The sequence below is a fragment of the Sinomonas sp. T428B genome, assembly GCF_056780155.1.
Genome location: NZ_JBRAZR010000001.1, coordinates 2,053,753 through 2,069,744, shown reverse-complemented (window position 1 = coordinate 2,069,744; position 15,992 = coordinate 2,053,753). Strand labels below are relative to the sequence as shown.

The 15,992-nt window shown below is 72.3% G+C and carries 12 protein-coding genes; 8 read left to right on the top strand and 4 right to left on the bottom strand.

The genetic code is table 11. The annotated features are described in order from the left end of the window. Positions 1-10: 10 nt before the first annotated feature. Positions 11-2,452, top strand: coding sequence for a RelA/SpoT family protein (locus ACUYMY_RS09490; RefSeq protein WP_481703326.1), 2,442 nt, complete (start codon positions 11-13; stop codon positions 2,450-2,452). Here the strand turns inward: ACUYMY_RS09490 and ACUYMY_RS09485 are convergent, their stop codons facing one another. The 3 genes from ACUYMY_RS09485 to ACUYMY_RS09475 all read right to left on the bottom strand — a co-directional run bounded on the left by ACUYMY_RS09485 (position 2,453) and on the right by ACUYMY_RS09475 (position 5,391). After that, a complete protein-coding gene (locus tag ACUYMY_RS09485; RefSeq protein WP_481703325.1) occupies positions 2,453-3,055 on the bottom strand; it encodes a hypothetical protein in 603 nt (200 codons plus the stop codon). Positions 3,056-3,208: 153 nt separating this feature from the next. Continuing rightward, positions 3,209-4,645, bottom strand: coding sequence for a DUF349 domain-containing protein (locus ACUYMY_RS09480; protein ID WP_481705028.1), 1,437 nt, complete (start codon positions 4,643-4,645; stop codon positions 3,209-3,211). A 5-nt stretch (positions 4,646-4,650) separates the two neighbouring features. After that, positions 4,651-5,391 carry a peptidylprolyl isomerase gene (locus tag ACUYMY_RS09475; RefSeq protein WP_481705027.1) on the bottom strand — a complete coding sequence of 247 codons (741 nt, stop codon included), beginning with the start codon at positions 5,389-5,391 and terminating at the stop codon, positions 4,651-4,653. Positions 5,392-5,508: 117 nt separating this feature from the next. Here ACUYMY_RS09475 and hisS point away from each other — a divergent pair, with 117 nt between their 5' ends. After that, complete coding sequence (gene hisS, locus ACUYMY_RS09470; RefSeq protein ID WP_481703324.1) at positions 5,509-6,867, top strand: histidine--tRNA ligase; 1,359 nt, start codon at positions 5,509-5,511, stop codon at positions 6,865-6,867. Between the two features lie 25 nt (positions 6,868-6,892). Here hisS and ACUYMY_RS09465 read toward each other — a convergent pair whose 3' ends face one another. Continuing rightward, positions 6,893-8,152, bottom strand: coding sequence for an APC family permease (locus tag ACUYMY_RS09465; protein WP_481703323.1), 1,260 nt, complete (start codon positions 8,150-8,152; stop codon positions 6,893-6,895). Between the two features lie 56 nt (positions 8,153-8,208). On the opposite strand from ACUYMY_RS09465, the gene aspS reads away from it, so the two are divergent. The 6 genes from aspS to alaS all read left to right on the top strand — a co-directional run bounded on the left by aspS (position 8,209) and on the right by alaS (position 15,984). After that, positions 8,209-9,984, top strand: a complete 1,776-nt coding sequence (gene aspS, locus ACUYMY_RS09460; RefSeq protein ID WP_481703322.1) for an aspartate--tRNA ligase — start codon at positions 8,209-8,211, stop codon at positions 9,982-9,984. 175 nt (positions 9,985-10,159) lie between these two features. Continuing rightward, a complete protein-coding gene (locus ACUYMY_RS09455; RefSeq protein ID WP_481703321.1) occupies positions 10,160-11,590 on the top strand; it encodes a replication-associated recombination protein A in 1,431 nt (476 codons plus the stop codon). A 184-nt stretch (positions 11,591-11,774) separates the two neighbouring features. Continuing rightward, the gene (rpsD, locus tag ACUYMY_RS09450) at positions 11,775-12,398 is read left to right on the top strand and encodes a 30S ribosomal protein S4 (RefSeq protein WP_481703320.1); all 624 of its coding nucleotides are present in this window, start codon (positions 11,775-11,777) and stop codon (positions 12,396-12,398) included. 148 nt (positions 12,399-12,546) lie between these two features. Continuing rightward, the gene (locus tag ACUYMY_RS09445; RefSeq protein WP_481703319.1) at positions 12,547-12,921 is read left to right on the top strand and encodes a DUF948 domain-containing protein; all 375 of its coding nucleotides are present in this window, start codon (positions 12,547-12,549) and stop codon (positions 12,919-12,921) included. Between the two features lie 59 nt (positions 12,922-12,980). Continuing rightward, positions 12,981-13,193 carry a hypothetical protein gene (locus tag ACUYMY_RS09440; RefSeq protein WP_481703318.1) on the top strand — a complete coding sequence of 71 codons (213 nt, stop codon included), beginning with the start codon at positions 12,981-12,983 and terminating at the stop codon, positions 13,191-13,193. Positions 13,194-13,296: 103 nt separating this feature from the next. Further along, positions 13,297-15,984: an alanine--tRNA ligase gene (gene alaS / locus ACUYMY_RS09435; RefSeq protein ID WP_481703317.1), complete on the top strand. Its 2,688-nt coding sequence runs from the start codon at positions 13,297-13,299 to the stop codon at positions 15,982-15,984. The last annotated feature ends 8 nt before the right edge of the window (positions 15,985-15,992 follow it).

The window sequence follows — 15,992 nt, the reverse complement described above, 5'->3', positions numbered from 1 at the left end:
GGTGCCATCAGTGGTCGAGCGTCCGACGTCGTCCCCGGCCCAGCCCGGGGCCCCCGGTGCGGCCCAGAGCGGCCGCCCCGGCCCGGCGTCGTCTGCGCCCACCGCGCCCCCCGCCCCGGCCGCCCCAGCCGCGGATTCGGCACTGAATCCGGCGCCTATGCCACTGGGCGGCAACAGCCTGCTCGAGCGCCCGGCCCTGGGCCGGCGGGACTGGACGTTCTCACGGCTCGCCCGGCTCACGGGCCGCGGGCCGAGCGCGCACTCGCCCATCCTCGAGCCGCTCCTTCGGACCGTGCGGGCCAACAACCCGCGCGAGGACTTCGACCTCATCCGGCGGGCCTACGAGGTCGCGGAGCGGAGCCACCAGGGGCAGAAGCGCAAGAGCGGCGACCCCTACATCACGCACCCCGTCGCCGTCGCGACGATCCTCGCCGAGCTCGGCATGACGGGCACGACGCTCGCCGCGGCGCTCCTGCACGACACCGTCGAGGACACTCCCTACACGCTCGATGACCTCCGCCGGGACTTCGGGCCCGAGGTGGCCATGCTCGTCGACGGCGTGACCAAGCTCGACAAGGTCCAGTTCGGCGACGCCGCCCAGTCGGAGACGGTGCGCAAGATGGTCGTGGCGATGGCCAAGGACATCCGGGTCCTCGTCATCAAGCTCGCCGACCGCCTGCACAACGCCCGCACGTGGCGCTTCGTCTCGCCCGAGTCCTCCGCACGCAAGGCCCGCGAGACGCTCGAGATCTTCGCCCCGCTCGCGCACCGGCTCGGCATGAACACGATCAAGTGGGAGCTCGAGGACCTCTCCTTCGCGGCCCTGTACCCGAAGGTGTACGAGGAGATCGTGCGCATGGTCGGCGCGCGGACCCCCGAGCGCGAGAAGCAGCTCTCCGTGATCCGCGCCCAGATCGCCGACGACCTGCGCACGGCCAAGATCAAGGCGGAGATCACGGGCCGGCCCAAGCACTACTACTCGATCTACCAGAAGATGATCGTCCGCCAGAAGGAGTTCGACGACATCAACGACCTCATGGGAGTTCGCGTGCTCGTGGACAGCGTCCGCGACTGCTATGCCGCCCTGGGGACACTGCACGCGCGGTGGAACCCGCTCCCGGGCCGGTTCAAGGACTACATCGCGATGCCCAAGTTCAACATGTACCAGTCGCTGCACACGACGGTCATCGGGCCCAGCGGCAGGCCGGTCGAGATCCAGATCCGCACCCACGAGATGCATCGCCGCGCCGAGTACGGTGTGGCCGCGCACTGGAAGTACAAGGACCAGCCGCAGGCCCAGAGCCACACGCCCAGCGGCAAGGCCTCCGAGATGGGCTGGCTCCGCTCCCTCGTGGACTGGCAGCAGGAGACCTCGGACCCGGGGGAGTTCCTCGACTCGCTGCGGTTCGAGATCAACGCCCGGGAGGTCTTCGTCTTCACCCCCAAGGGCGAGGTCATGGCCCTGCCCGCCGGGTCGACGCCGGTCGACTTCGCCTACGCCGTCCACACCGAGGTGGGGCACCGCACGATCGGCGCGCGCGTCAACGGCAAGCTCGTGCCGCTCAACAGCGAGCTCAACCACGGCGACTGGGTCGAGATCTTCACCTCCAAGGCCGAGGGCGCGGGGCCCAGCCAGGACTGGCAGCACTTCGTCAAGAGCGCCAGGGCGCGGAACAAGATCCGCCAGTGGTTCACCAAGGAGCGCCGCGAGGAGGCCATCGACAAGGGCAAGGAGCTGCTCACGCGCGCCATGCGCAAGCAGAACCTGCCGCTCCAGCGCCTCCTGAGCCACGACGCGCTCCTCGCCGTCGCGCAGGAGTTCCGCTACCAGGACATCGCGGGCCTCTACGCCGGGATCGGCGACGGTCACGCGTCGGCGCAGTCCGTCGTCGAGAAGCTCGTCGACAGCCTCGGGGGCGCCGCGGGGGCCGCCGAGGACATCGCCGAGACCATCGCGCCGACGAAGGGCAGCATCCCGCCGCGGTACTCGAACTCCGGCGTGATCGTGCGCGGGGTCGGCGACGTGTGGGTCAAGCTGGCCCGCTGCTGCACGCCCGTCCCGCCGGATCCGATCGTCGGCTTCGTCACGCGGGGCTCCGGCGTGTCGGTGCACCGCTCGGACTGTACGAACGTCGCGGGCCTGAGGGCGGAGCCGGACCGCATGGTCGAGGTCGACTGGGCACCGACGCAGTCGAGCGTGTTCCTCGTCGAGATCCAGGTCGAGGCCCTCGACCGCAAGAGCCTCCTCTCCGACGTCACGCGCGTGCTCTCGGACAACCACGTCAACATCCTCTCCGCCCACGTGCACACCTCGACCGACCGCCTGGCCGTCTCCCGGTTCGCGTTCGAGATGGGCGACCCGAAGTACCTCAGCCACGTCCTGAGCGCCGTGCGCCGGATCGACGGCGTCTTCGACGTCTACCGCACCACGGGCAACCGGCGCCGCGGCTGACTAGCCCTCCCGTCCCGGGCGCAGCCGGGCGAGCGTCCGGCGAGCCCTCTCCTTGTGCGGCTGCCGGGGCAGCGCCTCGAGCGCCCTCGCCACGAGGCCGAGCGTGAGGCCGAGGCCCGGCTGGGCAAGCATCCTCCGCAGCGCCGGCACCGCGCGCAGGTCCTCGCCGTGCACCGCGAGGTCGACGGCGGTGCGCAGCGGGGCGGTGACCTGGAGCCCACCGAGCTCGATCACGTCGAACGGCCCGAAGCTGACCTCGTGCACGAGCAGACGGCTCGAGGAGCGCAGGCCCGAGATCCGGTGCGAGCTCTCGACGAGCATGACCGGCGTCTCGGGCGCGGGCGCGCAGCCGTAGACCCACGCCGCGGTCAGCCGGCCCGCCACGGTCCGGGCCCGGACCCGCTCGGGCAGTAGGACCGCGATCGTGCGAGCCCGGAGCTCCGGCCCGTCCGCGGCCAGCGCCGGCACATAGGCGCCGCCGACGCTGCGGCGCAGGACGCCGTCGGCCTCCATGGCCTGGAGCTCGACGGCGGTGAAGGGCAGGCCAGCGACAAGCACCGGGGCTCCGCCGGGGACGGGGTGCGGTGGAGGGGCGCTGGGCATGGGGACATCATGCCCGCTCCCGGCGGCCCGGCGCTGGACACGGCCGCGGGCCTGTGGACAACCTCAGGCAGGCAGGGACAAAGCAGCGGGCCCCGCGGCGTACTCGGCGAGTGCGGCGCGGGGCCCGGTGACTGCGTGCGCAAGGGCGGGGGCTCAGGCGAGCTCGTTCGCCGACTTCCGGAGCTGGTCGAGCCACGAGCGGCGGGCCTCGAGGGCCTCACGGGCCTTCGAGGCGGCGCGGGAGTCGCCCTTGCGCTCGGCCTCGGCGATCTCCGCCTCGAGGGCCTCGATCGACGACTCGAGCTGGCTCAGGGCGGAGTCGGTGCGGGCCTTCGTCTCAGGGTCCGTGCGGCGCCAGTTCTCCTGCTCGGCGTGCGTGATGGCGTCCTCGATCTTGCGGAAGCCCGCCTCGATCCGGCCCATGTCGGCGCGCGGAACCCGGCCGGCGTCCTCCCACCGGTCCCGGATCGACTGGAGCGCGCGCTTGGCCGCGGCGAGGTCGGTGACCGGGAGGAGCTTCTGGGCCTCGGCCAGGAGCTGCTCCTTGACCTTGAGGTTGGCCTCGTACTCGCGGTCGACGGCGTCGTTGGCCGCCTTGCGGGCCTCGAAGAAGACGTTCTGCGCGGCGCGGAACCGCGCCCAGAGGGCGTCGTCCTCCTTGCGGCTCGCCCGGGGGGCCGCCTTCCAGGCGTCCATGAGCCGGCGGTACTCGCCCGCGGCCCAGCCCCACTCCTGGGAGCTCTGGAGCGTCTCCGCCTCGGCGATGAGCTTCTCCTTGACCGACTTGGCCTGGGCGTTCATGCTGTCCAGCTGCGAGAAGTACGCCCGGCGGTGCCGGTCGAACTGCGTGCGCGCGGCGCGGAAGCGCTTCCAGAGGGCGTCCTCGGCGGTGCGGCCGAGGCGCAGGCCCGACTTCTGCGAGGTCTTCCAGGCCTCGAACAGCTCGTTCATCCGGGCGCCGCTGACCTTCCACTGCGTCCGCTCGGGGTCCTGGGCGCTGATCTGCTCGGCCTCGGCGACGATGGCCTCGCGCTTGGCGAGCTCCTCGGCGCGGGCCTGATCATGCGCGGCCTTCTCGTGCGCCTCGGCGTCGGCGAGGGCGGCCTCGAGCGCGTCGAGGCGGGCCTCGGCGGAGCGAATGTCGCCGACCATGGACCGCTCGGCGAGCTGGGCCCGCAGGTGCTCGACGCCCTTGCGGACGTCGGCCGCGTTGGCGTGGGTGCTCACGCGCTGCTCGAGCAGGACGATCTGCGCGAGGACGTCCTCATACTTGCGCGCGAAGTAGGCGAGGGCCTCGTCCGCGGACACGCCGGGATACTGGCCGACCGGGTGCTCCTCGCCGTCGACGGTCAGGAACACGTGGCCGTCGCCCTCGACGCGGCCCCACTTCGAGGCCTCGGCGAGCGAGACGGACGGCGCGGCCGGGGCGGCGGCCGGGGCGGACGGCGCCGCAGGCTTCGGCTTGGCGGCGAAGGCCGCGGGGGAGGGAACAGGTGCGGCCGAGGGGGCCGCGGCGTCGTCGGATTTCTGACTTTCGGTCACCGCTAGAACTCTTTCGCTTGGTTGTGCCTGGGCTGGCGGGCTTGCCAGACCATCTAGTTCACCGTCAACGAGTCTATCGTGACAGGTGTCACGGGCGCCCCGTCCTCGCCGGCGGACGTTCCGGCCGCGGCGAACTGCTGGACCGACTCGAGCCCCGACGTGACGTGGCCGACCACGCTGTAGCCGCCCGCGCTGTCCGAGGGGATGGTCGTGTCCCGGTAGACGATGAAGAACTGCTGGCCGTTGCTGTACGCGTCGTTGCCCTTGCGGGCGACCGCGATCGTGCCGGCCGGGTACACGCCGTCCGCCGGCGCGTTCTCGATGGGGCCCCACGAGTAGTCGGGCTCCGAGGCCCCGGTGAGGTCCAGGGCGCCGCACTGGAGGACGGCGAACGAGGCGCCGGTCGTGAGGCGGTGGCAGGGCCGGCCCGAGAGCGTGCCGGAGTCGGCGAGCGATTTGAAGACCGCCGCAGCCTGGGGCGCGGCCGTGCCGTCGAGCTCGACGCCGAGCGGCTGGCCGTTGAGGACGAGCTCGCCGGTGAACGTCCTGCCGGCCGCCGTCTCCGGCGAGGGGATGTGGGGAGCGTTGGGGACGGAGGGGCTCGGCGAGGGGCTCGGGGTCTCGAGGCCGGCCTGCGCCGCGGCGTACTCGGCGGCGGTGGGGTTGGAGGCGAACACCGTGCCCTGAAGGACGGCGGCGAGCACGATGGCCCCGGCCGTCACCGCGGAGGCGATGACGTTGTCCTTCCGGCGGCGCTCCTCCTGGCCGCGGCGCAGGGCAGCCTTGGCCTCCATGAGCTGGACCCGACGCCGTTCCTCCTGCGCGCTCCGCCTGGCCACGCGACCGCCCTCCCTGCTGCCACCGCATAAACTTGTGCAGCAGTCAGTCTACGCACAAGGAGCTCTCACCCCATGGCACGTACCGCCTCGCTGTCCGGATTCCCCGAGTGGCTTCCGCAGGAACGGCTGGTGGAGCTCCATGTGCTCGACACCCTGCGGCGAACCTTCGAGCTGCACGGCTTCTCGTCGATCGAGACCCGCGCGGTCGAGACGGTGGGCCAGCTCCTGCGCAAGGGCGAGATCGACAAGGAGGTCTACGGCCTCTCGCGGCTCCAGGACGACGAGGACGCGGCCCGCAAGGACGACGCCGGGGCCCTCGCCCTCCACTTCGACCTCACCGTCCCGTTCGCCCGCTACGTCGTCGAGAACGCCGGGCACCTCGCGTTCCCGTTCCGCCGCTACCAGATCCAGAAGGTGTGGCGCGGCGAGCGCCCCCAGGAGGGGCGTGCGCGCGAGTTCACCCAGGCCGACATCGACGTCGTCGGCGACGGCCAGCTGCCGTTCCGCTACGACGTCGAGCTCGCCCTCGTGATCGCCGAGGCGCTCTCCGCCCTCCCGATCCCCGAGTTCCGGCTCCGGATCAACAACCGCAAGCTCGCCGAGGGGTTCTACCGCGGGATCGGGCTCACCGACACCGCCGGCGTCCTGCGCAGCATCGACAAGCTCGAGAAGGTCGGGCCCGAGCGCGTGGCGGAGCTGCTCCAGGAGGAGCTCGGCGCCACGCCGGAGCAGGCCAAGGCCGCGCTCGAGCTCGCCTCGATCCGCACCGAGGACACGTCCTTCGTGGCCCAGGTCCGCGCGCTCGGCGTCGAGGACGAGCTGCTCGAGGAGGGCCTCGCGGAGCTCGAGCAGGTCATCGCGGCGGCCTCGACCGCGGCGCCCGGCAAGGTCGTCGCCGACCTCAGCATCGCGCGCGGCCTCGACTACTACACGGGCACCGTCTACGAGACGGTCCTCGTCGGCCACGAGCAGCTCGGGTCGATCTGCTCGGGCGGGCGCTACGACGCGCTCGCGACGAAGGGCAGCCGCACGTTCCCCGGCGTGGGCCTCTCGATCGGCGTGACCCGCCTCGTGTCCCGCATCCTGAGCCAGGAGCTCGCCACGGCGACCCGCTCGGTGCCCACCGCCGTGCTCGTGACCCTCGTCGACGACGACTCGTGGACGGCCGCGCAGAGCGTCGCCCGCCAGCTGCGGTCCCGCGGCATCTCGGTCGAGGTCGCCGCGAAGGCGGAGAAGTTCGGCAAGCAGATCAAGTACGCGGACCGCCGCGGCATCCCGTTCGTGTGGTTCACGCACGAGGACGGCCGGCACGAGGTCAAGGACATCCGCTCGGGCGAGCAGGTGCCCGCCGACCCCGCGAGCTGGATGCCGCCCGCGGCCGACCTCGTCCCCCAGGTCGTCGCCCCGGCCGCCGCGCAGCCTGCGGAGTAGGCGTCGGCCGGCGCGGCGACAGGCGTCAGCCGGCGCGGCGCCGTCGTGCGCTGAGCACAGCCGCGCGTCCGGCCACGCCCGCGGCCAGCACCCCGGCCATGACGGCGGCCGACTGCCACGGGAGCGTGAAGGCCAGCACGAGGCAGCCGGCGGCCCCCGCGGCGTTGAGCCAGCGCGGGGCGTACCGCGGCCGCTCGGCGGGGGCCAGGGTGAAGGCCGAGGCGTTCGCGACCGCGTAGTACATGAGCACGCCGAAGCTCGAGAAGCCCACGACCGTCAGCACGTTCCCGGTCAGGACCAGCAGCACGACGACGGCGCACACCGCGAGCTCGGCCGCCCAGGGGACGCTGTGCGAGCCGCCGATGCGGGCGAGCCCGCGCGGCAGGTCGCCCTCGCGGGCCATCGCGAGCGACGTGCGCCCCACGCCGGCGATGAGAGCCAGGAGCGCGCCGAGGCACGCGGCTGTCGCGCCCGCCCGGACGATGGCCTCGGCCCACGCGCCGGCGGGGGAGACGAGGTCCGCGACGGGGGCGGTGGAGCGGGCAAGCTCCGAGCCGAGGCCTGTGCTCAGGACGGCGGCCAGACCGGCGTAGACCACGAAAGCCCCGGCGAGGGCGCCGATGATCGCGCGGGGGATCGTCCGCGCCGGGTCGCGCACCTCCTCGCCGAGCGTCGCGATGCGCGCGTAGCCGGCGAAGGCGAAGAACAGGATGCCCGAGGCCGAGAGGACCGCAAGCGGCGTGACACCCGGAGAGTCCAGCATCACGGGCGGCACAGGCCGGGCCGGCAGCGCGAGCCCGACGGCGGCTGCGAAGCCGAGCACCGCGAGCACGACGGCGAGCAGCACCTTCGTCACGAAGGCCGTCCGGGTGATGCCCGCGAGGTTGACGCCTGTCAGGGCGAGGACGGCCGCGACGGCGACGGGCACCGCGTAGTCTGGGGCGACGTAGTGGGCGAACGTCAGGGCCATCGCGGCGCACGAGGCGCTCTTGCCGGTCACGAACCCCCAGCCCGCCACGAAGCCTGCCCAGTCCCCGAGCCGCTCGCGCCCATAGAGATAGGTGCCGCCGCTCGAGGGGTACTTGGCTGCGAGGGCCGCCGAGGCGACCGCGTTCGCATAGGCCACTGCCCCCGCGAGGACGAGCGCGGCCAGGAGCCACGGCCCAGCCAGGGCGGCGGCCGGGCCGAAGACGGCGAACACGCCCGCGCCCAGCATCGAGCCGAGGCCGATGGCTGTCGCGTCGATCGCTCCGAGCCGGCGCTGGAGGCTGGGGACGGGCGGCACGGGACCTCCGGGTAAACTCGACTGGAATCATCTCCGATCCTAGTGAGGGAACAGCTGTGCTGCGCACACACGGCCTCGGGACGCTGCGCCCCGAGCACATTGGACAGACCGTCATCCTCGCCGGCTGGGTGGCCCGCCGCCGCGACCACGGCGGGGTGGCCTTCGTGGACCTGCGCGACTCCTCGGGCGTCTCGCAGATCGTGGTCCGCGAGGAGGAGGTCTTCCACGGCCTGCGCAACGAGTTCGTCCTCCAGGTCAAGGGCACGGTCGAGCGCCGCCCCGAGGGCAACGAGAACCCGCAGCTCGCCTCGGGCGAGATCGAGGTCATCGCCGAGAGCGTGACCGTGCTCAACACCGCGGACCCGCTCCCGTTCCAGGTCGACGAGCACGTCGAGGTCGGCGAGGAGGCGCGCCTCAAGCACCGCTACCTCGACCTGCGCCGTCCCGGCCCGGCCCGCGCGATGCGCCTGCGCTCCGAGGCCAACCGCGTGGCCCGCGAGCTCCTGCACTCCGAGGGCTTCACCGAGGTCGAGACCCCGACCCTCACGCGCTCGACGCCCGAGGGCGCCCGCGACTTCCTGGTCCCGGCCCGGCTCGCGCCCGGCTCGTGGTACGCCCTGCCGCAGTCGCCGCAGCTGTTCAAGCAGCTCCTGCAGGTCGGCGGGATCGAGAAGTACTACCAGATCGCGCGCTGCTACCGCGACGAGGACTTCCGCGCGGACCGCCAGCCGGAGTTCACGCAGCTGGACATCGAGGCGAGCTTCGTCGAGCAGGACGACATCATCGGCCTCGGCGAGCGCATCGTCGCCGAGCTGTGGAAGCTCATCGACGTCGAGATCCCGATGCCGATCCGGCGGATGACGTACTGGGAGGCGATGGCCAAGTACGGCTCGGACAAGCCGGACCTGCGCTTCGGCCTCGAGCTCACGGAGCTCACCGAGTACTTCAAGGACACGACCTTCGGCGTCTTCAAGGCCCCGTACGTCGGCGCCGTCGTCATGCCCGGCGGGGCCTCCCAGCCCCGCCGCACGCTCGACGCGTGGCAGGAGTGGGCCAAGCAGCGCGGCGCCAAGGGCCTCGCCTACGTCCTCTACAAGGAGGACGGCGAGCTCGCGGGCCCCGTCGCGAAGAACCTCACCGAGACCGAGCGGGCGGGCCTGGCCGAGGCCGTCGGCGCCAAGCCCGGCGACTGCATCTTCTTCGCCGCCGGCGAGCAGGGCGATGCCCGCGCGCTCCTCGGCGCGGCGCGCGTCGAGATCGGGCACCGCACGGGCCTCATCGACCCCAACGACTGGGCGTTCGTGTGGATCGTCGACGCGCCCCTCTTCGAGCCGGCCGCGACGGTGAAGGCCGCTGGCGACGTCGCCCTCGGCTACTCGGCCTGGACCGCCGTGCACCACGCGTTCACCTCGCCCAAGCCGGAGTTCCTCGACACGTTCGACCAGGACCCCGAGAACGCGCTCGCCTACGCCTACGACATCGTGTGCAACGGCAACGAGATCGGCGGCGGCTCGATCCGTATCCACCGCCGCGACGTCCAGGAGCGCGTCTTCGCGGTCATGGGCATCGACCACGACGAGGCGCAGGAGAAGTTCGGCTTCCTCCTCGAGGGCTTCAAGTACGGCGCCCCGCCGCACGGCGGCATCGCGTTCGGCTGGGACCGCGTCGTCGCCCTCCTCGCCGGCGTCGAGTCGATTCGCGAGGTCATCGCGTTCCCGAAGACCGGCGGCGGCTTCGACCCGCTCACGGCCGCGCCCGCGCCGATCACGCCGCAGCAGCGCAAGGAGGCCGGCGTCGACGCGAAGCCGGAGCCGAAGAAGCCCGAATCCTAAGCACGACAGCACGACGTCGAGGGGCGGCACCCGCGGGTGCCGCCCCTTCCGTGCGCCTACCCCCTCCCGGGGAGGGTGACCTCCACGAGGACCGAGGCCCGCTCCGTCCCGGCGCCGGTCTCCGCCGCCACGACGAGAGCGCCGACTGTCGGTGCCGCGCGGTAGCGTAGTGGCGATGGAAGATCTGTTCGGATTCGGCGACGACGGCGAGGACGAGTCGCCGTCGTCCTCGGCGCGGGCGGCGCAGCGCGGCCCCCTCGCCGTGCGCATGCGCCCCCGCAGCCTCGACGAGGTCGTCGGGCAGCAGCACCTGCTCGGGGCGGGCTCCCCACTGCGCCAGCTCGCCGCTGGCGAGACCGGCAGCGGCCCCACCGGGCCCAGCTCGGTGATCCTGTGGGGTCCACCCGGCACGGGGAAGACGACGCTCGCGCACGTGATCGCCCGCGGTCCGGGCCGCAAGTTCGTCGAGCTCTCGGCCGTCACGGCGGGAGTCAAGGACGTGCGCCGGGTCATGGACGAGGCCCTCACCGCCCGGGACCTGCACCGCACGACGACGGTGCTCTTCCTCGACGAGATCCACCGCTTCACGAAGGCACAGCAGGACGCGCTCCTGCCCGGCGTCGAGAACCGGTGGGTCGTGCTCGTCGCCGCGACCACCGAGAACCCGTCGTTCTCCGTCGTCTCGCCGCTGCTCTCGCGCTCGCTCCTGCTCACGCTCAAGCCGCTCACGGACGCGGACATCCGCGGCCTCATCGAGCGCGCGGTGACGGACCCGCGCGGGCTGGGCGGCGCCGTCGTGCTCGCGGACGACGCCGCCGAGCACCTCGTGCGCCTCGCCGGCGGGGACGCGCGGCGCGCCCTCACGGCGCTCGAGGCAGCGGCCGCCGTCGCCCTCGGCGACCCGGGGGAGCGGGCGGGCGGGGAGGACAGCGCGACAGGCGACGGCGGCGACGCGGCCGGGCGCGGTCCGGTCACGGTCGAGCTGCGGCACAGCGAGAAGGCCGTGGACTCCCACGCCGTGCGCTACGACCGCGCGGGGGACATGCACTACGACGTCATCAGCGCGTTCATCAAGTCGATCAGGGGCTCCGACGTCGACGCGGCCCTGCACTACCTCGCACGCATGGTCGAGGCGGGGGAGGATCCGCGGTTCATCGCGCGGCGGCTCATCATCTCCGCCTCGGAGGACATCGGCATGGCCGACCCGACCGCCCTCCAGACGGCCGTCGCGGCGGCGCAGGCGGTGCAGCTCATCGGCATGCCCGAGGGCCGGATCGTCCTGGCCGAGGCCGTCGTCCACCTCGCCACGGCGCCGAAGTCCAATGCCGCCTACATGGGCATCAACGCCGCGATCGCCGACGTCCGCGCGGGGCTGGGCACGGGCATCCCGCCCCACCTGCGCGACGCGCACTACGCCGGGGCCCAGCGCCTCGGGCACGGCAAGGGCTACAAGTACGCCCACGACGCGCCGCATTCCGTCGCAGCGCAGCAGTACCCGCCGGACGACCTCGTCGGCAAGGACTACTACGTGCCCACGGGCAACGGCGCCGAGCGCGACATCGCGGCCAGGCTCGAGAGGCTGCGGGGGATCGTCCGCGGGACATGATCCGGCGGGGGCCGTGCCCCGGACGTGCTAGGCTTGATGACCGTCTGGCACGTCCGGCGCGCTCCCTCCTGAAGAGATTCGGCAGGGCCAGTGCGCCCGACGGTAGCAGAAGGCAGCCGCGGGCCAACGCTCTCCACCTCGGGAGGCCAGTGATCCGATGCCGCGGCAGTATGAAAGGACACACGTGTCGAGCACTCGTGCCCGCCGTCAGACGCGCCTCTCGCGCTCTCTCGGCCTCGCCCTCACCCCCAAGGCCGCCAAGTACATGGAGCGCCGCCCGTACGGCCCCGGTGAGCACGGCCGCGCCCGCAAGAAGCAGGACTCGGACTACGCCGTCCGCCTCCGCGAGAAGCAGCGCCTCCGCGCGCAGTACGGCATCCGCGAGGCGCAGATGACCCGCGCCTTCGAGGAGGCCAAGCGCACCAAGGGCCTGACCGGTGAGAACCTCATCGAGCTCCTCGAGATGCGCCTCGACGCCCTCGTGCTCCGTGCCGGCTTCGCCCGCACGATCGCCCAGGCCCGCCAGCTCGTCGTGCACCGCCACATCACCGTGGACGGCAAGCGCGTCGACCGCCCGTCGTTCCGCGTCGCCGAGGGCCAGCTCATCGGCGTGCACGAGCGCTCCGAGAAGTTCGCCCCGTTCCAGGTCGCCGCTGCCGGCGCGCACCGCGACGTCCTCCCGGCCGTCCCGGGCTACCTGGACGTCAAGCTCGAGTCGCTCCAGGCCCGCCTCGTGCGCCGCCCGAAGCGCTCCGAGGTCCCCGTGACCTGCGAAGAGCAGCTCGTCGTCGAGTACTACGCCCGCTGATCCGCCTCCCGCCTGGGCTCAGGCGGGGCATCAGCACGAGGAGCCCGTGGCGCGAGCCGCGGGCTCCTCGCGTGTGTAAGGTAGCCAAGGGGCCCGCCGCAGGACGGCGCAGGCCAGGTCTAGACAGCTGGACGAACGGGAGGAATCTGTGTCCGGAGGCGATATCGCAGGGCTCATCGCGGCGGGGGTGTTCGCAGTGCTCGTCGCCCTGCTCGCGGTGCCCATCCTCAAGCTGGGGAGGGTCCTCGACGAGCTGCGCGGGTCCATCCGCAGCCTGTCCGACGGCGCGACGCCGCTCATGGACGAGGTGACCGCGACGGTCACCACGACCCACGGCCAGCTCAAGAAGGTCGAGGGCATCGCCTCGAACGTCTCGGACGCGACCGCCAACGTCTCGGCGCTGTCCTCCCTCGTGGCCGCGACCGTCGGCTCGCCGCTCGTGAAGGTCGCCGCCTTCTCCTACGGCGTCCGCACAGCCCTGTCCCAGCCCCGACAGCGTCGCTCGGGCCGGCGCAGCCGCTGACGCCGGCGCAGCAGCCGCCGCTAGAAGTCGCAGAAGCCGAAGGAAGCGTGAGGAACACCATGAAGCGCATTGTCTGGCTCGGCATCGGGGTGGCCATCGGGGCCATCGCATGCCAGAAGGTCATCGAGGCCCGCTCCCTCGCCTCGCCCGGCGGGCTCAACCGCGCCGTCGGCGAGCTCGCCGACAGCATCGCCCACTTCGCGGACCAGGTGCGCGCGGGCATGGCCGAGCGCGAGACGGAGCTCCGCCGCGGCCTCGGGCTCGACTCCTAGGCACGGCACTTAGAATTGACTTTCGTGGCGGGGCCCTGGGGCCAGACGCCACACGCTGCGCGCATCGGCGCGTCAGAACCCCCGGAAGGTTGAAGCACACAGCATGAAGTCGCACGAGATCACTCGACGCTGGATCGACTACTTCGTCAGCAAGGGGCACACGGCAGTGCCCTCGGCGTCGCTCGTGTCCAGCGATCCCTCCCTCCTGTTCACGGTCGCGGGCATGGTCCCGTTCATCCCGTACCTCACCGCCCGCGAGGAGCCCCCCTTCCCCCGCGCGACGAGCGTCCAGAAGTGCATCCGCACCGGGGACATCGAGGAGGTCGGGAAGACGGCCCGCCACGGCACGTTCTTCCAGATGTGCGGCAACTTCTCCTTCGGCGACTACTTCAAGCAGGACGCGATCAAGTTCGCGTTCGAGCTCCTGACCAAGAGCGTGGACGACGGCGGCTACGGCCTGCCCGCGGAGAAGCTCTGGGTCACGGTCTACGAGGAGGACGACGAGGCCGAGCGCCTCTGGCTCGCCAACACCTCGATCCCGGCCGAGCGCATCCAGCGCATGGGCAAGAGCGACAACTACTGGTCGACCGGCCAGCCCGGCCCGGCCGGCCCGTGCTCCGAGATCTACTACGACCGCGGCCCGGCCTACGGCCCCGAGGGCGGCCCCGCCGTCGACGACAACCGGTACATCGAGATCTGGAACCTCGTGTTCATGCAGTACCAGATCGACAACGTGCGCTCGAAGACCGACTTCACGATCCTCGGCGAGCTGCCCAAGAAGAACATCGACACGGGCCTCGGCATGGAGCGCCTCGCGATGATCCTCCAGGGCGTCGAGAACATGTACGAGACCGACCAGGTCCGCCCTGTCATCGACAAGGCCGCCGAGCTCTCGGGCAAGGAGTACACCTCGGCGGAGACCGACGACGACCCGCACCACGCGGACGACGTCCGGATGCGCGTCGTGGCCGACCACGTCCGCAGCGCGCTCATGCTCATCACCGACGGCGTCACGCCCTCGAACGAGGGCCGCGGCTACGTCCTGCGCCGCCTCATCCGCCGCGCCGTGCGCGCGATGCGGCTCCTGGGCGTCGAGAAGCCCGTCCTGCCCGAGCTGCTCCCGGCGTCTCGGGACGCGATGAAGGGCGTCTACCCGCAGGTCGAGAAGGACTTCGACCGGATCAGCCGCATCGCCTACGGCGAGGAGAAGGCGTTCCTGCGCACGATCGCGGCCGGCACGGCGCGCCTCGACGAGGCCGTGGCCGCCTCGAAGTCCTCGGGCTCCAAGCTCAGCGGCGAGGAGGCCTTCACGCTGCACGACACCTACGGCTTCCCGATCGACCTGACGCTCGAGATGGCTGAGGAGGCCGGCGTCGCAGTGGACGAGGCCGGGTTCCGCGCCCTCATGGAGGACCAGCGCCAGCGCGCCCGGGCCGACGCCAAGGAGAAGAAGAGCGGGCACGCGGACATGAGCCTGTTCCAGGAGCTCCTCGCCGGCGGCGAGACCGTCTTCACGGGCTACACCGGGCTCGACGGCGAGGCCCGCGTCCGCGGCCTGGTCTCGGGCGGGGCGCTCGTGGACCGCATCGGCGCCGGGAGCGAGGTCGAGATCGTGCTCGACGAGACCCCGTTCTACGCCGAGGCCGGCGGCCAGGCCGCCGACACGGGCATCATCACCGGCGACGGCTTCGTCGTCGAGGTCCTCGACGTCCAGCGACCCGTGAGGGGCCTGAGCGTGCACAAGGCGCTCGTCCGCGAGGGCGAGCTGCACGCCGACGCCCTCGTCCGCACCGCCGTCGACCGGGAGCGCCGGCACGCCGCCGAGCAGGCCCACACCGCGACGCACCTCGTGCACGCGGCCCTGCGCCAGATCCTCGGGCCCGAGGCCGTCCAGCGCGGCTCCTTCAACAAGGCCGGCTACCTCCGGTTCGACTTCGCGTGGGGCGAGCAGCTCTCGGGCGCCTCCAAGAGCGAGATCGAGGAGGTCGCGAACCTAGCGATCCGCGACAACTACACGGTCAACACCTCGGAGATGCCCCTCGCGGAGGCCAAGGCCGCCGGCGCGATGGCCCTCTTCGGCGAGAACTACGGCTCGCGCGTGCGGGTCGTCGAGATCAACGGCCCGTGGTCCATGGAGCTCTGCGGCGGCACGCACGTCGACACGACGGCACTCATCGGCTCCCTCACGCTGCTCGGCGAGCAGTCGGTCGGATCCGGCAACCGCCGTGTCGAGGCGTTCGTGGGCCTCGACGCCTTCCGCCACCAGGCCGCCGAGCGCGCGCTCGTGTCCGAGCTGACCGAGATCTTCAAGGTCCCGGCCGGCCAGCTGAGCGAGCGCATCTCCGCGACCCTGGACAAGCTCAAGGCGGCCGAGAAGGAGCTCGAGCGCCTGCGCAGGGAGAAGCTCGTGGCCGCCGCGGCGGCGCTCGTGGGCTCGGCGAAGGATGTCGGGGGGGTGCGCCTCATCACGCACGACGCCGGCGAACTCGCCTCGGCGGACGAGCTCCGCGCCCTCGCGCTCGACCTGCGCGCCCGCCTCGGAGCTGGTTCTTCGGCTGGCGCCGTCGTCGCCGTCGCCGGCGTCGCCAAGGGCCGCCCCGCAGTCCTCGTCGCCACGAACGACGAGGCGCGCGCCGCTGGCGTGAAGGCCGGGGCGCTCGTGCGCACCGCGGCCGGGATCCTCGGCGGGGGCGGAGGCGGCAAGGACGACGTCGCGCAGGGCGGTGGGACCGACCCGGCGAAGATCGTCGACGCGCTGGCCGCCGTGGCCGACGCAGTCGCCCAGCGCTAGAGGCGCCG

Coding starts and splice junctions, on each gene's coding strand:
- ACUYMY_RS09485 (WP_481703325.1), bottom strand. CDS start 3,055: ATGCCCAGCGCCCCTCCACCGCACCCCGTCCCCGGCGGAGCCCCGGTG.
- ACUYMY_RS09475 (WP_481705027.1), bottom strand. CDS start 5,391: ATGGAGGCCAAGGCTGCCCTGCGCCGCGGCCAGGAGGAGCGCCGCCGG.
- hisS (WP_481703324.1), top strand. CDS start 5,509: ATGGCACGTACCGCCTCGCTGTCCGGATTCCCCGAGTGGCTTCCGCAG.
- ACUYMY_RS09455 (WP_481703321.1), top strand. CDS start 10,160: ATGGAAGATCTGTTCGGATTCGGCGACGACGGCGAGGACGAGTCGCCG.
- ACUYMY_RS09440 (WP_481703318.1), top strand. CDS start 12,981: ATGAAGCGCATTGTCTGGCTCGGCATCGGGGTGGCCATCGGGGCCATC.
- alaS (WP_481703317.1), top strand. CDS start 13,297: ATGAAGTCGCACGAGATCACTCGACGCTGGATCGACTACTTCGTCAGC.